The sequence below is a fragment of the Paraburkholderia sp. MM5482-R2 genome, assembly GCF_050436125.1.
Classification (GTDB): domain Bacteria; phylum Pseudomonadota; class Gammaproteobacteria; order Burkholderiales; family Burkholderiaceae; genus Paraburkholderia; species Paraburkholderia tuberum.
This window is the reverse complement of record NZ_JBNDLP010000001.1, coordinates 630,251-644,591: the sequence shown is the minus strand read 5'-3', so window position 1 is coordinate 644,591 and position 14,341 is coordinate 630,251. Positions and strand designations below refer to the sequence as shown.

Here is a 14,341-nt window from a genome sequence, read left to right as displayed (position 1 = left end):
AACGCGTTTAGGATGTCAGCCGAAGAGGTCAGCCGGGAAGCGGCCTTTGTAGTCGGCCTTGGAGGGGCGAAGGGCGAACGCACGCGAGAGCATGCGGATGAGTTGCTTGTTTCTGTGCGCACCGCCTTTTTCGGTCTGCCTGATCCCAGACGATGCAAGCGGGATGCACGTCTGTGCACGCATCGGGATGCGCCTGGGGCGCCTCGCCGATCGTCCTATTGAACACTTTCGCATCGAGCCCAAGGACCAGCATTGATCGGACCGCACGGTGTGATGCAAATGGTAGACTGACCGCGCCCGGGCGAAATTTCCCACATACCCTCGGGGTTTTCCGAAGCCCGCCCGCAACCGGAGCCTCTCTGGTTTTGAATAGAGCCGACGGGCTCTCTCAGCGGGACCATCGACGCCAGGATTAAGGAAATAACCGCATTGCCCGCAACGAAAAAACGAGCCCCACAGACCTCGACGTCAACTAAGCACGATTTGTCTGCCGGGCCCGCTGACGGTGGCGGCGGGCGACGGCGCATTCAGTCGGCGGACAAGGCGACAGATATGCTCCTGGCGCTCGTCGCAGTTGGGAAGGCTGCACCGTTGCGAGAGCTGGCGCGGGCGACAGGCATGCCCAACAGCCTTGCGCACCGTTATCTCGCCAGCCTGACTGCGAGCGGTTTGGCGATTCAAGATGAAGTCACCGGTCTTTACGACCTGGGTCCTGCTGCGCTTCGCATCGGCGCGTCCGCGCTCGGACGCCTCGATCCTTTGCGGCTTGCCAGCGAAGCGATGCCGCAATTGGTCGCCGACACGGGTCTTCCTACTCTGCTCAATGTCCTTGGTGATCGTGGTCCAACCATCGTCCGTTGGGAACGCAGTTATGTTCCCTTCATTACGACGCTGTCTGTCGGATCGACATTCCAACTGACCAACTCGGCAACGGGGCGCGTGATGCTCGCGTTTATGCCGGCTCAGATAAGAGACCATCTGATCGAACTGGCTGTATCAAAGAATCACGAAAAGCCGCCGTCGGATCTGCGTGATCGTCTGGCAACGGTTCGTCGGCGCGGGTATGACGAAGCAGAGTCCGTCCTCATCCCGGGCCTCGCCGCAATAAGCGCCCCGATTCTGGACGTGCAGGAAGAAGCAGTTGCCTGCCTGACCTTGATTGGCGCGAGCGTCGAAGTGTCGTCGATCAAGGAAATGGCGATCGCGCGGCTGGTCGAAGCGAGTTCGCGCGTTTCGCAAGCGTGCGGAAGCCGGTTTCCGCTTGGCGGCGGTGGTGTCGTGGAACTTTGACCCACCGCATGCGGCGCCCGTCGGGCTTGCGGTCATCGGCGTCATCGACTTGGCGCTACCGGTCGAGGAACTCGCACCAGCCGTTTTGCTCACCGATGCGCAAGGCGATCGTCTTTACGCTGAGCCTATGGATAACGTGATGCTCGGCCCGCTCGAGAACCACGAGGAGCCGGTCGTCCACGATTCATCACAAGGTGTTGGTAAGCAGAATCTGCTTCCCGACCAACCGCAGATCACCCGCACCCTGTGGACTAGGGTCAGTCGGATTCGTTACGCGTAGGATTTTGTCCCTTAGGTCATCGAGGTTCACCCCAACTCTTACACGACGAGTGCGGATCAGCGGCGCGCGTCGGCACGTCTGAGCCGGCCGCTGTAGCAGCGCTCGCGCGATATGCGAATCGCAGTGTCGAAGTCTGACTCGGTGGCCAGATGCCGGTGGTCCACGCTGACGAGCCAGCCCTGCGAGGACCGGCACCAGCGAATTCTGCCCTCGTCGTAGAGTTCGGAGAACCAGCGCCAGAGGCGAGCATCCTCTTGATCGGCGAGCGCGGCGGCTTCGCTCCGGACGTTATTGCGGGTTATTGCCAGCATGGCGCTCATGGCCTCAAGACAGTTCATTCACGAGTTCGGGGACTGCGGTGAACAGATCGCCGACCAGCCCATAATCCGCCACGCTGAAGATCGGCGCCTCCGGGTCCTTGTTGATCGCGACGATGACCTTCGAATCCTTCATGCCCGCGAGATGCTGAATGGCCCCCGAAATGCCGACCGCAACGTACAGTTGCGGCGCGACGATCTTGCCGGTTTGACCGACCTGATAGTCGTTAGGGACGTAGCCCGCGTCCACTGCAGCGCGCGATGCGCCCAGTGCCGCGCCGAGCTTGTCCGCGAGCGGTTCGAGCGTCTTCGTGTAGTTCTCGCCGCTGCCCAGACCGCGTCCGCCCGACACGATGATGTTCGCGCTCGTCAGTTCCGGACGGTCCAGTTTCGTCACTTCGCGACTCACAAACTGCGAGACGCCCGCATCGGCTGTGGCTTCGATCTTTTCGACCGATGCGCTGCCGCCTTCGGCTGCAACCGGATCGAAGCCCGTTGCGCGAACCGTGATGACCTTGATCGGATCGATCGATTGAACGATCGCAATCGCGTTGCCCGCGTAGATCGGACGCTCGAAGGTATCGGCGCTGTCGACTGCGGTGAGGTCGCTGATCTGCGCAACGTCCAGATGCGCCGCGATACGTGGCGCGATGTTCTTGCCGTAAGCGGTCGCCGGAGCCAGGATGTGCGAGTAGTTCTTCGCGATACTCAGCACCGTGCCTTCGACGTTTTCCGCCAGACCATCGGCGAGTTGGGGTGCATCGGCGAGCAGCACTTTTGCCACGCCCGCGATCTTCGCCGCCGCGTCCGCCGCGCCTTGCGCGTTCGAACCTGCCACCAGCACGTGCACGTCGCCGCCAATCTTCGCCGCCGCTGCAACCGTGTTCAACGTCGCCGCCTTGATCGACGCGTTGTCGTGTTCCGCAATTATCAGAATCGTCATTTTGTCGCGTCTCCCTTTTACAGCACCTTGGCTTCGGTCTTGAGCCTGTCCACCAGCGTCTTTACATCGGGCACCGTGATACCGGCGCTGCGCTTGGGCGGCTCCGTGACCTTCAGCGTCTTCAGACGCGGCGTAATGTCGACGCCAAGATCCGCGGGCTTCACCGTCGTCAGCGGCTTCTTCTTCGCCTTCATGATGTTGGGCAGCGTCACGTAGCGCGGCTCGTTCAGGCGCAGATCCGTGGTAACCACGGCGGGCAATTTCAACGACAGCGTTTCCGCGCCGCCATCGACTTCACGCGACACGGTGGCTTTGCCATCGGCGACTACAACCTTCGATGCGAACGTCGCCTGCGGCAGGCCTGCCAGTGCAGCGAGCATCTGACCGGTCTGATTCGAATCGTCATCGATAGCCTGCTTGCCGAGGATGATCAACTCAGGCGTCTCCTGATCGACCAGCGCCTTGAGAATCTTCGCCACCGCCAGCGGCTGCAATTCATCAGCGGATTCAACGAGAATCGCGCGATCCGCGCCGATGGCCAGCGCCGTGCGCAAGGTCTCCTGACACTGCGTCACGCCGCACGATACGGCGATCACTTCGGTAGCAACGCCCGCTTCCCTCAGACGCACCGCCTCTTCCACGGCGATCTCGTCGAACGGGTTCATCGACATCTTCACGTTGGCGATATCGACGCCCGTGTTATCCGATTTCACCCGGACCTTCACGTTGTAGTCGACCACACGTTTGACAGGCACAAGAATCTTCATATCCGTTTCCCGATTGAACTACGAGATTGACCACACACGCGCTCACGCCGCGCTCTGCCGGCCCAGTTCCATGTACCGTGCGAGATGATGATCTTCGTCGCCGAGTTGGTGATCGATCATCACGAGACGCTTGGCGTAGTGCGCCAGCGGCAGTTCCCAGGTCATGCCGATCCCACCATGCAGTTGGATCGACTCTTCAGCGACCAGCGCACCGATATGGCCGACGGAATACTTTGCCGCCGACAGCGTCCGCTCACGTTCGACGCCTGCGCCACCGACCACCGCGGCCGCATTGATCGCAGCGGAACGAGCCTGCTCGATTTCCAGCAGCACGTTGGCCATGCGATGCTGCAATGCCTGAAACGTACCGATGGCGACGCCGAACTGCTTGCGCGTGCGAAGGTATTCGAGCGTGTGTTCTTTCGCGACGTCCATGGCGCCGACGGCTTCGGATGCGAGCGCGACGAGTCCGTAACCGACCGAATGCACGAGCGTGGCAAACCCATCGCCTTCGATGCCGACGAGCGCATCGGCATTTAGCGCGACATTGTCGAACAACACCTCCGCGGCCCTTCCGCCGTCGATCTTTCCGTCACCGCGCACGGTCACGCCTGTCGCATCTCGCGGCACGAGGAAGAGCGAAATGCCTGCGTCGTCGTATTCATCGTTCGACGTGCGAGCCGAAACGAGCAGCACGTCCGCGTGCTCGCCCTGCAGCACGACGCCCTTCGCACCGTTCAGCGTCCACTGCCCGTCACTGCGCTCGGCGCGCATCGACACGCGCGACAATTCATAATGCGAGCCCGGCTCGTCATGCGCGAAGGACACGATGGCAGCGCCATCGATCATCTTCGCGATGACCTCGCGCTGCGATTCGTTGCCCGCATGAGCGAGCGCGCGCCCAACGATCAACGCATCGAGAAACGGCTCGACGACGAGCCCGCGTCCCAGTGCCTCGAACACGACCGCGATATCGAATCCATCGCCGCCAAAACCGCCCACGGTTTCATCGAAAAACGCGCCGATGATGCCCAGTTCGCAGAAACGCCTCCACATGTCGCGGCTCAAGCCCTCTGCCGAACGCGCGATGCGGTCGCGGACGTCGAAGCCATACTGCTCGGCGATAAAACGGTTGAGCGAATCCGCGAGCATCCGGCGGTCTTCGGTGTGCTGGAAGTTCATGGTGCGACTCCTTTAGAGTCCGAGAATCATCTTCGAGATGATGTTCTTCTGGATTTCATTCGAGCCGCCGAAAATAGACAGCTTGCGATTGTTGAAGTACTGAGCGGAAGCGTTCTGCGATGCGTCATCGCTGAGCAGCAGCGCATTCGGACCCATCGCGCGACGCATCAGTGAAGAGATCTCCTGCCGGATCTCGGTGCCGCGAATCTTGAGCATCGAACTTTCGGCGCCGGGCACGCCGCCGCCCGCCACGGCCGCGATCACGCGCAGATTGGTCGTCTTCATGTTCTCGAGATCGATCTCCACACGCGCAAGACGCGCGGCGAACAGCGGGTCGTCGATGAGCGCGCGGCCGTTGCGTCGCACCTTGCTGGCAGCGGCCTTGAGACGAGCCAGCGCGGCGACGGAAAAGCCGACGCCTGCGATGTTGGTGCGCTCGTAAGTCAGCAGGTACTTCGCATACGTCCATCCCTTGTTCTCTTCGCCGACGAGATTCTCAGCGGGCACTCGCACGTCGGTGAAGAACACTTCGTTGACTTCGTGCTCTCCGTCGAGCGTGATGATCGGACGCACTTCCACCCCAGGCGTGTTCATGTCGATCAGCAAGAAGCTGATACCTTCCTGCTTGCGGCCCTCCTGCGCGGTACGCACGAGACAAAAGATCATGTTGGCGTACTGGCCGAGCGTGGTCCACGTCTTCTGTCCGTTGACGATGTAATAAGCCTTGCCGTTCTCCATCTCACGCACGGCTGTCGTGCGTACGGATGCGAGATCGGACCCCGAACCCGGTTCCGAATAGCCCTGGCACCACCAGTCGGAGCCGTCGAGAATGCGCGGTAGCCAGTGCCGCTTCTGTGCTTCGCTACCGTATTTGATCAGCACCGGCCCGAGCATGTTGACACCGAAGGGCACGATGCGTGGCGCGCCCGCAATCGCGCATTCGTTCTCGAAGATAAACTTCTGCACGGCGGTCCAGCCCGGGCCGCCGTACTCCTTTGGCCAGTGATTCGCGAGCCAGCCGCGCGCGTTGAGAATGCCGTGCCATTGCGCCATGTCGTCGCGCGTCAAAGGCTTGCCAGTGCTGGCCTTTTGCGCGATGTACTCCGGCAGCGAGCTGCGCAGGAAATCGAGCACTTCGGCGCGAAACGCTTCTTCCTGTGCGGTAAATGTCAGATCCATGATTGCGGTCCTGTCTGGAAAGTGATGGTTCGACCGGCTCAGGCGGCCTGGTTCAGGCTCGCGAAGTTCTTGCCGCTTTCCAAGAGTTCGATGAGCAGCGGCGACGCGCGCCAGAAGAGCGGATCTTCTTTCGCGAACTCGCGAATGTCGGCAAGCACCGTGTCGAGGCCGACGCTGTCCGCGTAGTGCATCGGGCCGCCGCGATAGCGCGGAAAGCCGAAGCCGTGCATCAACGTGGCATCGACGTCGAGAGGACGCAATGCGATGCCCTCATGCACGATATTTGCGCCCTCGTTGATCATCGCTGCGAGGTATCGGCGCACGATCTGCCCGTTGTCAAATGTGCGGGGCGTGATGCCGGCCCGCGCGCGCTCGGCGTCGATGATCGCTTCAACTTCAGGGTCAGGCTTGCCGATACGGGCGCCGTCGTCGTAGCGGTAATAGCCGCGTGCGGTTTTCTGACCAAACCATCCGCGCTCGCACAACAGATCGCCGATGCGCACGTAGCGCGCGCGAGGATCGCGCGTTGCGGCGCGGCGTTTGCGCGTCGCCCAACCGATATCGCCGCCGGCCAGATCGATGACCTGATACGGTCCCATCGGAAAGCCGAACTCGCGGATGGCCTGATCGATCTGATTCGGCGATGCACCATCTTCCATCAGGTGGTCAGCCGCCGAGCGATACACCGCCAGCATGCGATTGCCAATGAAGCCGTCGCACACGCCTGCACGCACCGCGACCTTCTTCAGCTTCTTCGCGAGCTCGAACGCGGTCGCGACGACATCGGCGCTGACGCGCTCGGGCACCACGATCTCCAGCAGTTTCATGACATTCGCAGGAGAGAAGAAGTGCAGCCCGAGGACGTCCTGGGGGCGCGAAATGCACGCGGCGAGCTCGTCGATATCGAGGTAGGACGTATTGGTCGCGAGCACGGCACCTGGCTTGCACACGCGATCCAATTCGCCGAACACGGACTTCTTCACGGCCATGTCCTCGAACACGGCTTCGATGACGAGATCGACATCGGCGAGTGCATCGTATGAGGTGCTGCCGTTGAAGCGCTCGAACGCGCTCGACTTCGCGTCGCGCGTGAAACGCCCTTTCTCGATCAGCCCGTCGTACACCTTTTCGATGTGCGCGCGGCCGCGCTGAAGCGAGTCGTCGTCGCGCTCGATCATCGTGACGAGCAGACCGGCATCGAGCAAAGCCACTGCGATGCCCGCGCCCATCGTCCCTCCGCCGATCACGCCAATGGAGCGCAGCGCACGAGCCTTTGCATCACGCGCTTCCGGCGCCTTCTGCGCCTCGCGCTCGGCAAAGAAGGCATGCACGAGGCCCGCGCGCTGCGGGCTTTCGCGGCATTCGAGAAACTGCTGGCGCTCGAAGCGAAGACCTTCATCGAAAGACAGATTCACGGCGGCTTCGATGCAATCGACGATCTTCATTGGCGAAAGCAGGCCGCGCGATCTCTTCTGCGTTTCGGCACGCGCGGCTGTAATGGCGGCTGTGCTCGCTGCCTTGTCGGCGAGCGCGGCCGCGTCCTTCGTGCGACGCGCAACCGCCTGCGTGGCGATCAGCTCGTGCGCGTAAGCGAGGCCTTCAGCGAGCACGTGATCGCTTACACCTACGCGATCGACCAGGCCCATGCCTTGCGCTTCCTGTGCGCCGACGTGGCGTCCGCTCAGAATCAGCGACAGCGCCGCCGTCGCGCCGATCAGACGCGGCGTGCGCTGCGTGCCGCCCGCGCCGGGCAAGAGGCCCAACTGAACTTCCGGCAGTCCGAGCTTCGCGCCTTCGAACGCGATGCGATAGTGAGCGCTTAGCGCAACCTCCAGACCACCGCCGAGCGCCGCACCGTGAATCGCCGCGATCACAGGCTTCGCGCACGCCTCGACTCGATTGCACACGTCGGGCAACGACGGCGGGACCGCCGGCTTGCCGAACTCGCGGATATCCGCGCCCGCGATGAAATTGCGGCCCGCGCCGACGATCAGCACCGCGCGCACGGCTGCGTCGGTGTCGGCGGCTTCGATCGCGTCGAGCAGGCCGCGCCGCACCGTTGCGTTCAGGGCGTTGACCGGCGCATGATCGATAGTCACGACGAGTACGCTGCCGCGCCGCTGACGGGTCACGCTGGCGTTTTCGCCCATTACGGTGGGTGCGGCTTTAATCGTGCTGCTCGACGTCATGAATGCTGTCTCCGGTCTGAATTCGAGTGTTTGAGAGGCTGACTGCATTCTCGCGGGGACAGACTGCCTTGACAATTCCAGCCGGGATTGACAGACTGTCAAATCTAATTTGACAATCCTCCCACTCGTGGACGTCAACGGACTCTCTTTGCTGGTCGAAATCCTCGATGCCGGCAATCTCAGCGAAGCGGCGCGGCGACTCAAGATGACCCGCGCAAATGTCAGCTATCACCTGAATCAGCTCGAGAAGTCGGTCGGCATGCAACTGGTGCGTCGAACCACGCGGCGCGTCGAGCCGACCGATATTGGGCTGACGCTCTACGAGCACGGTAGGTCGATTCGCAATGCGCTGCTGGCGGCACAGGAGTCTGTGTCGACGCTCGGTCAACGCTTGCAAGGGCGGGTGCGGCTTTCAGTTCCGAGCGGTTACGGGCAACTCGTAATGTCGGAGTGGCTTATCACATCGAGCGCGAGTATCCGGATATCGTGCTCGATGTGATGTTCGAGAATCGCGTGGAAGACCTGCTGCGCGACGAGGTCGACATTGCGGTGCGCGTGATGCCGGAGCCGCCGCAGAGTCTGGTCGCACGCGACATGGGACCGGTGCGCTATGTCGCATGTGCGTCGTCGGCGTACGCCGCGCAGCACGGCATGCCCACGAGGCTCGACGAGCTTCGAATCGTGCCCGTTATCACGGCCACGGTCGTCGGCAAACAGACACGCGTCGCGGCCTATCTTGACGACGAGCGTCACGAGGTCATGCTCGAACCGAGCCTCATCTCGGAGAATTTCACCTTCTTGAGACAGGCCATTCTCGCCGGACTGGGCGTGGGAATTGTGCCGGATTACGTCGTGATGGATGACCTGCGGAAAGGCCACGCTGTGACAGCGCTGGATCAGTGGCGGCTGAGCATCTTCGGCACCCACATGTACATGCTCTATATGCCGAACCGTCATCAGACGCGCGCGACGCACGCCTTCATCGATTACATTCTTGATCGCGTCCGACGAACAGGCACCTGAACTCAATTTCGAATCAACCGATCACTTCCATACGTTATCCAAATCAACGTCGCGGATGGACTTCCAAGGAAGCAAAAGGATGTCGCGCTCCATGCCATCTCGTTGCGGCGTGAGCCGATCATCATGTCTCGCGAAAGCGCCATAAAAAGGACACCAATGTCGACGCTTCCCTCCTTGGACCTAAGGAGAAGCTGAACTGGATTACATTTGCAGTGACTCGGTGGCAGCGCTAGTGATTGTGAAAGGCAGGTTGCGGGGTGGACCAGTCATTTGAACGTCTGCATTTCAAAACAGACGATGGTCCCCTTGTGGCCGATAGGATCTGTTCGATGAACGTTTTACAGAGTCGACGTTGGAATCCTCAACGGCAGCTTTCCGGCGACTTGTGTGAACGCGTACTGCCGGCCAATTGCAGCCGCACGCCGATCCCACAAAGCAGTCACTTGAACGGCTGGTCCACTCCGGAAGCTGCCGAATGCCCTCGAATACCCTGTCAAAGTAGTTCGGTCAAAGCTGCCGCTCGTTGGTCCCTAGTTGCACAACGGCTTGACTAAGCTAAGCTGCCATTCATGGTGTACCTTAATCTACGAACAAGAATTCTCTCCGTGCCCCGGGATAGGACCACGGCGTGCACTAATGCGGTGTGGTGCGCAGTCAGGTATTGAGTTTGTCGGCAATGGCGTCGGCCAAGGATGCCACTGCATAACCCGGAACCTCTGGAAGGTGAAAAGCAGAGGAGACCTGCCGTCCTGTAGAACCGAGAAGGACTATCCACCATGTCGAATTCATCCACGACGAGTACGGGAAAGAGCCTACGTCGAGACGCAGGCATCATCGGCCTGCTATTCGCGAGTACAACCAGTATGATCGGCTCCGGCTGGTTGTTTGGTGCGCTCCATGCGTCAAAAATCGCTGGGCCGCTCAGCTTGTGGAGTTGGATCCTTGGCGCGATCATCATTATGCTTATCGCCCTCTGCTTTTCCGAGCTCGCCGCCCTTTTTCCGCGTTCGGGCGCGCTTGTGCATATGAGCCACGCGAGCCACGGCCAGGGCCTGGGTCGGGTCTGGGGTTGGATGTTGTTTCTCTCTTATGTCGCGGTGCCCTCCGTCGAGGCGGAGAGCATTGTGACCTATGCGAACAATCTTTACCCCCATCTCGTCGGTAACGACGGGGTGTTGACAGCGGCGGGCTTCATCGCCTGCGCAGTCCTGGTCGGCATTCTGGCACTCCTGAATCTCCTGGCTATTCGCTGGCTTCTGGCAGTCAACAGTACGGTCACATGGTGGAAGATCGCGGTACCACTTCTAACGGCAATCGTCCTGATTATCGCCGGTGCCCATGAGACTGCGCCGCTCTGGCCCCATGGCACCAGCGTGTGGACAGCCGCATCTAACAGCTACGATCCGAACGGTGTTTTCCTCGCGCTCCCCTCTGCGGGGATCGTGTTCAGCTTTCTTGGCTTCAGGACCGCGATCGATCTTGGCGGGGAAAGTGCCAATCCTAGCCGTAACATTCCTCTGGCAGTGATCGGTTCCGTCGTACTTTCCGCAATCGTCTACATCCTCTTGCAACTCGGCTTTTTGAACTCGGTGAAGCCGCAGGATATCGTCCACGGTTGGGGGCAGATCAATTTCCCAGGCGTGAAGGGCCCCTTCGCGGGGCTCGCCGCCGGGCTTGGCTTTGGCTGGCTTGCGACGTTGCTGTATATCGACGCAGCCGTTTCCCCCGCTGGCACCGGCCTCATCTACGTGACCGCTGGCGCGCGAATTCTTTTTGCCAATGGCGAAATGAGGGCGGGCCCGCCGGCACTGACCAAGCTGAACAGCGGACAGGTGCCTTGGGTTGCGGTGGTGCTCATGTGGGTTATCGGTGTGGTTTTCTTGCTACCCTTCCCGGCCTGGCAGAAGATGGTCGATTACATCAGTGACATCACCGCGCTCACATATGGTATAGGGCCGATCGTGTTACTGATCCTGCGCCGGGATCATCCGGGTCTCAAGCGGCCGTTCCGTCTCGGTGCCGCCGGCATCCTCGCCCCGACCGCGTTCATCTGCTGCAATTTGATTATTCTGTGGAGCGGCCTCGCCACTGTTTCGTGGTTATTTATGATCGTCCTGTTCATTTTCCTGCTTTATCTGATCTATTATCATCTCATCGCTCATGAGGACCCCGCCAACTTCGGTTGGCGCCACATCTGGTGGCTGGGCGCTTGGTTCGGCGGCATGTGGACCATCTCCGCGCTGAGTGGTCACGATCTCGGCGGCTACGGTGTTCTCGGCTTTTGGAGCTCGGTTGCCGTGACCGCCGTCTGGAGCGTTGTCGTGATCGAACTGGCCAAACGCACGGCGCTTCCCGCCGAAGAAACAGGCAGGATCCTGATCGAAATCGAACACACCTTGTGATCTGCGGAGGGTGTTGTTACGGCGCGCGCCGGGATAGGTTCGGCGGCGCGCCCGATTCGAGGTGAGACGGCGGTAATCGTCGCGCGTCCGGTGAGGCTCATGTCGTCTTGAGGCTCCGGATGAGGCATACTTCGCGATGCTGCCAGCGACCAAATCGGCAGCGTGATTGCCACAGCCGCTGAACTTATAAATCCGGCCCCCTGTCCGAACAAGCGGCGCCGCCTCTGATACGTGGGCAGAATACAGCGAGGTGCCGAAAATAATGGACTACGTGCCGGTACCCGTCGCCAAACGCGTTCGCGATGCGCTACGCCGAGCAGCGAAGGACGCCGCACGTTGATGCGTATTGCCGAGCACGCCAGACGTCAATCTACTTGCCAGCCGACGACGTCAGACTTTGAGCGAACGCCGGCCCAGGCGGTAGGTGCCGGCATGCGGCGCGGACGACCGTTCACCCCTCAAAGCGGCCAGTTGGATGGTGCCGGCGCCAACGGCCGGAGCGGGTCGTGAAGACTCATTCGCCATTGCCGGAAGCCGACGTTGGAGAGCATCTCGTCGCGAATGACAGCGAAGCGGTGTGCTGCAGCCGCACGGCGGCTGAACGCTGAGCGTCCGCAATGGCCGATGAATGAGCGTTCGTCTTTGGCGATGGATGACCGCTTACAGAGTGTAGCCAAACCATGAATGTCCGACCGACGAAGCACATGGACGGCCATTTGTGGCCGATTGCACTGAGCCACGACGCCGCTTTGGAGCCACTAACCTGCTCGAATGTTTTTGACCTGCGGCTGGGTGACCACGGCGTGCATTGGATCACGCCGATAACTGATGCATTCCCCACGGCGAGTTTGGGCCGTGGGGGCGCTCTTCTCCTCAGTACCCCGATCGCGCCTGTTCGTCGCGACGTGTCACACCATATCGCTTTGTTCCAGGTCGCCTTCAGGCAAACAAACGGCCGAAACAGGCTCAATTCCCGAATGCGATTAACTCGCAACGATATCGAACGAGGCAATCGACAGTACTGAAGGGAAACCATTCCACGTCACCCGCGGGTTCATGAGGCGGCACACGCACTGGTTCGCACCCCGATAGCTGGCAACATGGCCTAGGAATAAGCAATGCGCAGATCCTTCCGGATCTTCGCGAAAGCCGCGCTACTCGCCAATGCCCTGGAAGGCGTGCGCTGCGTGAGCCCGATACTTCGACCCCGATCAAAAAGCACGACAGCCAGGTTGGGCGCCATCATTCGCGACACGTAGAGTATTCCGTCCACGTCAGCTGGATGCGCATAGATCGCCCGGGACCAGCGCATCGGGATGCTGTAGTTCGCGGCACCAAACAGCCCGGCGTGCGCGCCAAGAATGTTCATGCTTTGGCCTGTCAGATCAGCGAGCGCGAGATCCCTGCCCTCGAATCGATGAATAAAACGACGCTTCACTTCATCGGCCGCCACCTGATATCGGGTCCCAACTGGCTCGAGGTCGTGAAGCAGGGACTCTGCGACGGCCGTTGCCAGACTCAGACCAAAGTAACTGGTCCCGTATTCCCTTCTGGAATCGTCGAACCGGTGACTTGCAGTTTTCCCAAAATGCGGCTCGCCAGACTCGTAACTCGAGATACGGAACAGCAGCTCTGCTTTTACCGTGACGACGGGCAATTCAAGTGTGCCGAAATTCCTTGCCGGACTTTTAAGAGGGCGAGCAGGCAAAGGCTATTCCTCCGCGTAGCCCGCTGCGGCGCGCAGCACCATCGGCAAATTGACCTGCTCGACCTCATCAATGCGGGCACGACCGCCTTGCCTTCGCCCGGGCTGCCTGCCGCCGATCACCTCCAGCGGGGTAAGGCCGCCGAGCGAATGCCGCGGATTCGAGAAGAACGCCCATTTGCTAGCGCCGGGCAGCCCTCTCAGAGCCCGGGATACTCGAGCAACCGTGCGCCGGTCGAGGCTCTCGTCCACAAAAAAGGTCGGGTAATAGCTGATCCCGTTGGGACCGTCCACGGTGAACAGAGAACCCGTTTTCAGCCGCTGGTTGATTGCCTGCCGGGTGACACCCGCACGTCGCATGAATTCCGCCGGCTCAAGCAACCGCCCTTCCTTAGCGAGCTTGGCTCGGGCTGCCATCGCCTCCGCAAACATTTCTGCTTCGACCGAGGACGTCCCTGCACGACGCCCCGCCCTGGAGTCCGCCGCGGAACGGGCGCGCTGCGCGGGCGCACGACGGCGCTGGCCGGTTCCTGGCTTCGCAGCCGGCGCGATCCCGGGCGCCGCGTCAGTGACGGCCGCCAGCGCATCATCGAAGCCCTGCGCGAACAGCGCGATCGACTGCGCGAACTTCTGCTGCTTTTTGGCGGGAAGCTGACCGATATCGGCCTGCATCGATCTGGCCACGACCTTGCGGATCGCTTCCGGCGTACGCGCGCCGGTACGATCGAGTACCTTCGCAGCACGCACGAGTAGCCGCGAAAACTCTGACGCGTGTATGGTTGCCGTAGACATGACGTCTCTCCATGGGAACGATCAAGGATAATCCGGAGATGGCAACGCCGTCAAGGTTGTCAAGGGAGTAAAGGACGTGAACCTTTGCCGTTGTTGCCTGCGTCCGCTCGCGGGGCCGACGGGAACCGCTTCAGCACTTACCGGAGTCGTCGTTCTGCTCCCCGACTATTGCCGCCGGCAGCCGGTGGCTGTTGGTGAGCCGGCTTGACCGTTAGTTGCGTATAGAGCGATTGCCTGCGCCGTTTTTCGGGACCATTGCTGTCAGCTGCTTT

At 61.0% G+C, this 14,341-nt stretch carries 12 protein-coding genes and 1 pseudogene; 5 read left to right on the top strand and 8 right to left on the bottom strand.

All coding sequences use genetic code 11. From position 1 onward, the window contains the following. Positions 1-429 precede the first annotated feature (429 nt). Together OKW37_RS02920 and OKW37_RS02915 are read left to right on the top strand one after the other, a co-directional pair. Positions 430-1,290: an IclR family transcriptional regulator gene (locus tag OKW37_RS02920; RefSeq protein WP_429401169.1), complete on the top strand. Its 861-nt coding sequence runs from the start codon at positions 430-432 to the stop codon at positions 1,288-1,290. Further along, the gene (locus OKW37_RS02915; protein WP_429401167.1) at positions 1,274-1,570 is read left to right on the top strand and encodes a hypothetical protein; all 297 of its coding nucleotides are present in this window, start codon (positions 1,274-1,276) and stop codon (positions 1,568-1,570) included. Before OKW37_RS02920 ends, OKW37_RS02915 begins: the two co-directional genes overlap by 17 nt. Before the next feature lie 56 nt (positions 1,571-1,626). Here the strand turns inward: OKW37_RS02915 and OKW37_RS02910 are convergent, their stop codons facing one another. The 6 genes from OKW37_RS02910 to OKW37_RS02885 are packed head-to-tail and all read right to left on the bottom strand — an operon-like array spanning position 1,627 to position 8,108. Further along, positions 1,627-1,890, bottom strand: a complete 264-nt coding sequence (locus tag OKW37_RS02910) for a hypothetical protein (RefSeq protein ID WP_429401165.1) — start codon at positions 1,888-1,890, stop codon at positions 1,627-1,629. Positions 1,891-1,894: 4 nt separating this feature from the next. Beyond that, on the bottom strand, positions 1,895-2,830 hold the full coding sequence (locus OKW37_RS02905) for an electron transfer flavoprotein subunit alpha/FixB family protein (RefSeq protein WP_429401163.1): 936 nt from the start codon (positions 2,828-2,830) through the stop codon (positions 1,895-1,897). A gap of 17 nt (positions 2,831-2,847) precedes the next feature. Further along, positions 2,848-3,597 (bottom strand): electron transfer flavoprotein subunit beta/FixA family protein, encoded by a 750-nt coding sequence (locus OKW37_RS02900; protein WP_429401161.1) that lies wholly within the window; start codon positions 3,595-3,597, stop codon positions 2,848-2,850. Positions 3,598-3,639: 42 nt separating this feature from the next. Next, on the bottom strand, positions 3,640-4,779 hold the full coding sequence (locus OKW37_RS02895) for an acyl-CoA dehydrogenase family protein (protein ID WP_429401159.1): 1,140 nt from the start codon (positions 4,777-4,779) through the stop codon (positions 3,640-3,642). 12 nt (positions 4,780-4,791) lie between these two features. After that, positions 4,792-5,958, bottom strand: coding sequence for an acyl-CoA dehydrogenase family protein (locus tag OKW37_RS02890; RefSeq protein ID WP_429401157.1), 1,167 nt, complete (start codon positions 5,956-5,958; stop codon positions 4,792-4,794). A 38-nt stretch (positions 5,959-5,996) separates the two neighbouring features. Further along, a complete protein-coding gene (locus tag OKW37_RS02885) occupies positions 5,997-8,108 on the bottom strand; it encodes a 3-hydroxyacyl-CoA dehydrogenase NAD-binding domain-containing protein (protein WP_429401719.1) in 2,112 nt (703 codons plus the stop codon). A gap of 166 nt (positions 8,109-8,274) precedes the next feature. Here OKW37_RS02885 and OKW37_RS02880 point away from each other — a divergent pair. From OKW37_RS02880 to OKW37_RS02870, 3 genes and pseudogenes are all read left to right on the top strand, one after another. Continuing rightward, a pseudogene (locus OKW37_RS02880) lies at positions 8,275-9,170 on the top strand (LysR family transcriptional regulator). Positions 9,171-9,946: 776 nt separating this feature from the next. Further along, positions 9,947-11,572: an APC family permease gene (locus tag OKW37_RS02875; protein ID WP_429401155.1), complete on the top strand. Its 1,626-nt coding sequence runs from the start codon at positions 9,947-9,949 to the stop codon at positions 11,570-11,572. Between the two features lie 190 nt (positions 11,573-11,762). Next, the gene (locus tag OKW37_RS02870; protein WP_429401717.1) at positions 11,763-11,912 is read left to right on the top strand and encodes a DUF3562 domain-containing protein; all 150 of its coding nucleotides are present in this window, start codon (positions 11,763-11,765) and stop codon (positions 11,910-11,912) included. Between the two features lie 765 nt (positions 11,913-12,677). Here the strand turns inward: OKW37_RS02870 and OKW37_RS02865 are convergent. Both OKW37_RS02865 and OKW37_RS02860 read right to left on the bottom strand, forming a co-directional pair. Continuing rightward, positions 12,678-13,280 (bottom strand): RES family NAD+ phosphorylase, encoded by a 603-nt coding sequence (locus OKW37_RS02865; protein WP_429401153.1) that lies wholly within the window; start codon positions 13,278-13,280, stop codon positions 12,678-12,680. A gap of 3 nt (positions 13,281-13,283) precedes the next feature. Further along, a complete protein-coding gene (locus OKW37_RS02860) occupies positions 13,284-14,069 on the bottom strand; it encodes a hypothetical protein (protein ID WP_429401151.1) in 786 nt (261 codons plus the stop codon). Positions 14,070-14,341 lie beyond the last annotated feature (272 nt).

What these genes read in the sequence shown, in the direction of transcription:
- OKW37_RS02895 (WP_429401159.1), bottom strand. Translation starts at nt 4,779, where the DNA reads ATGAACTTCCAGCACACCGAAGACCGCCGGATGCTCGCGGATTCGCTC.
- OKW37_RS02900 (WP_429401161.1), bottom strand. Translation starts at nt 3,597, where the DNA reads ATGAAGATTCTTGTGCCTGTCAAACGTGTGGTCGACTACAACGTGAAG.
- OKW37_RS02890 (WP_429401157.1), bottom strand. Translation starts at nt 5,958, where the DNA reads ATGGATCTGACATTTACCGCACAGGAAGAAGCGTTTCGCGCCGAAGTG.
- OKW37_RS02875 (WP_429401155.1), top strand. Translation starts at nt 9,947, where the DNA reads ATGTCGAATTCATCCACGACGAGTACGGGAAAGAGCCTACGTCGAGAC.
- OKW37_RS02860 (WP_429401151.1), bottom strand. Translation starts at nt 14,069, where the DNA reads ATGTCTACGGCAACCATACACGCGTCAGAGTTTTCGCGGCTACTCGTG.
- OKW37_RS02910 (WP_429401165.1), bottom strand. Translation starts at nt 1,890, where the DNA reads ATGAGCGCCATGCTGGCAATAACCCGCAATAACGTCCGGAGCGAAGCC.
- OKW37_RS02885 (WP_429401719.1), bottom strand. Translation starts at nt 8,108, where the DNA reads ATGGGCGAAAACGCCAGCGTGACCCGTCAGCGGCGCGGCAGCGTACTC.
- OKW37_RS02905 (WP_429401163.1), bottom strand. Translation starts at nt 2,830, where the DNA reads ATGACGATTCTGATAATTGCGGAACACGACAACGCGTCGATCAAGGCG.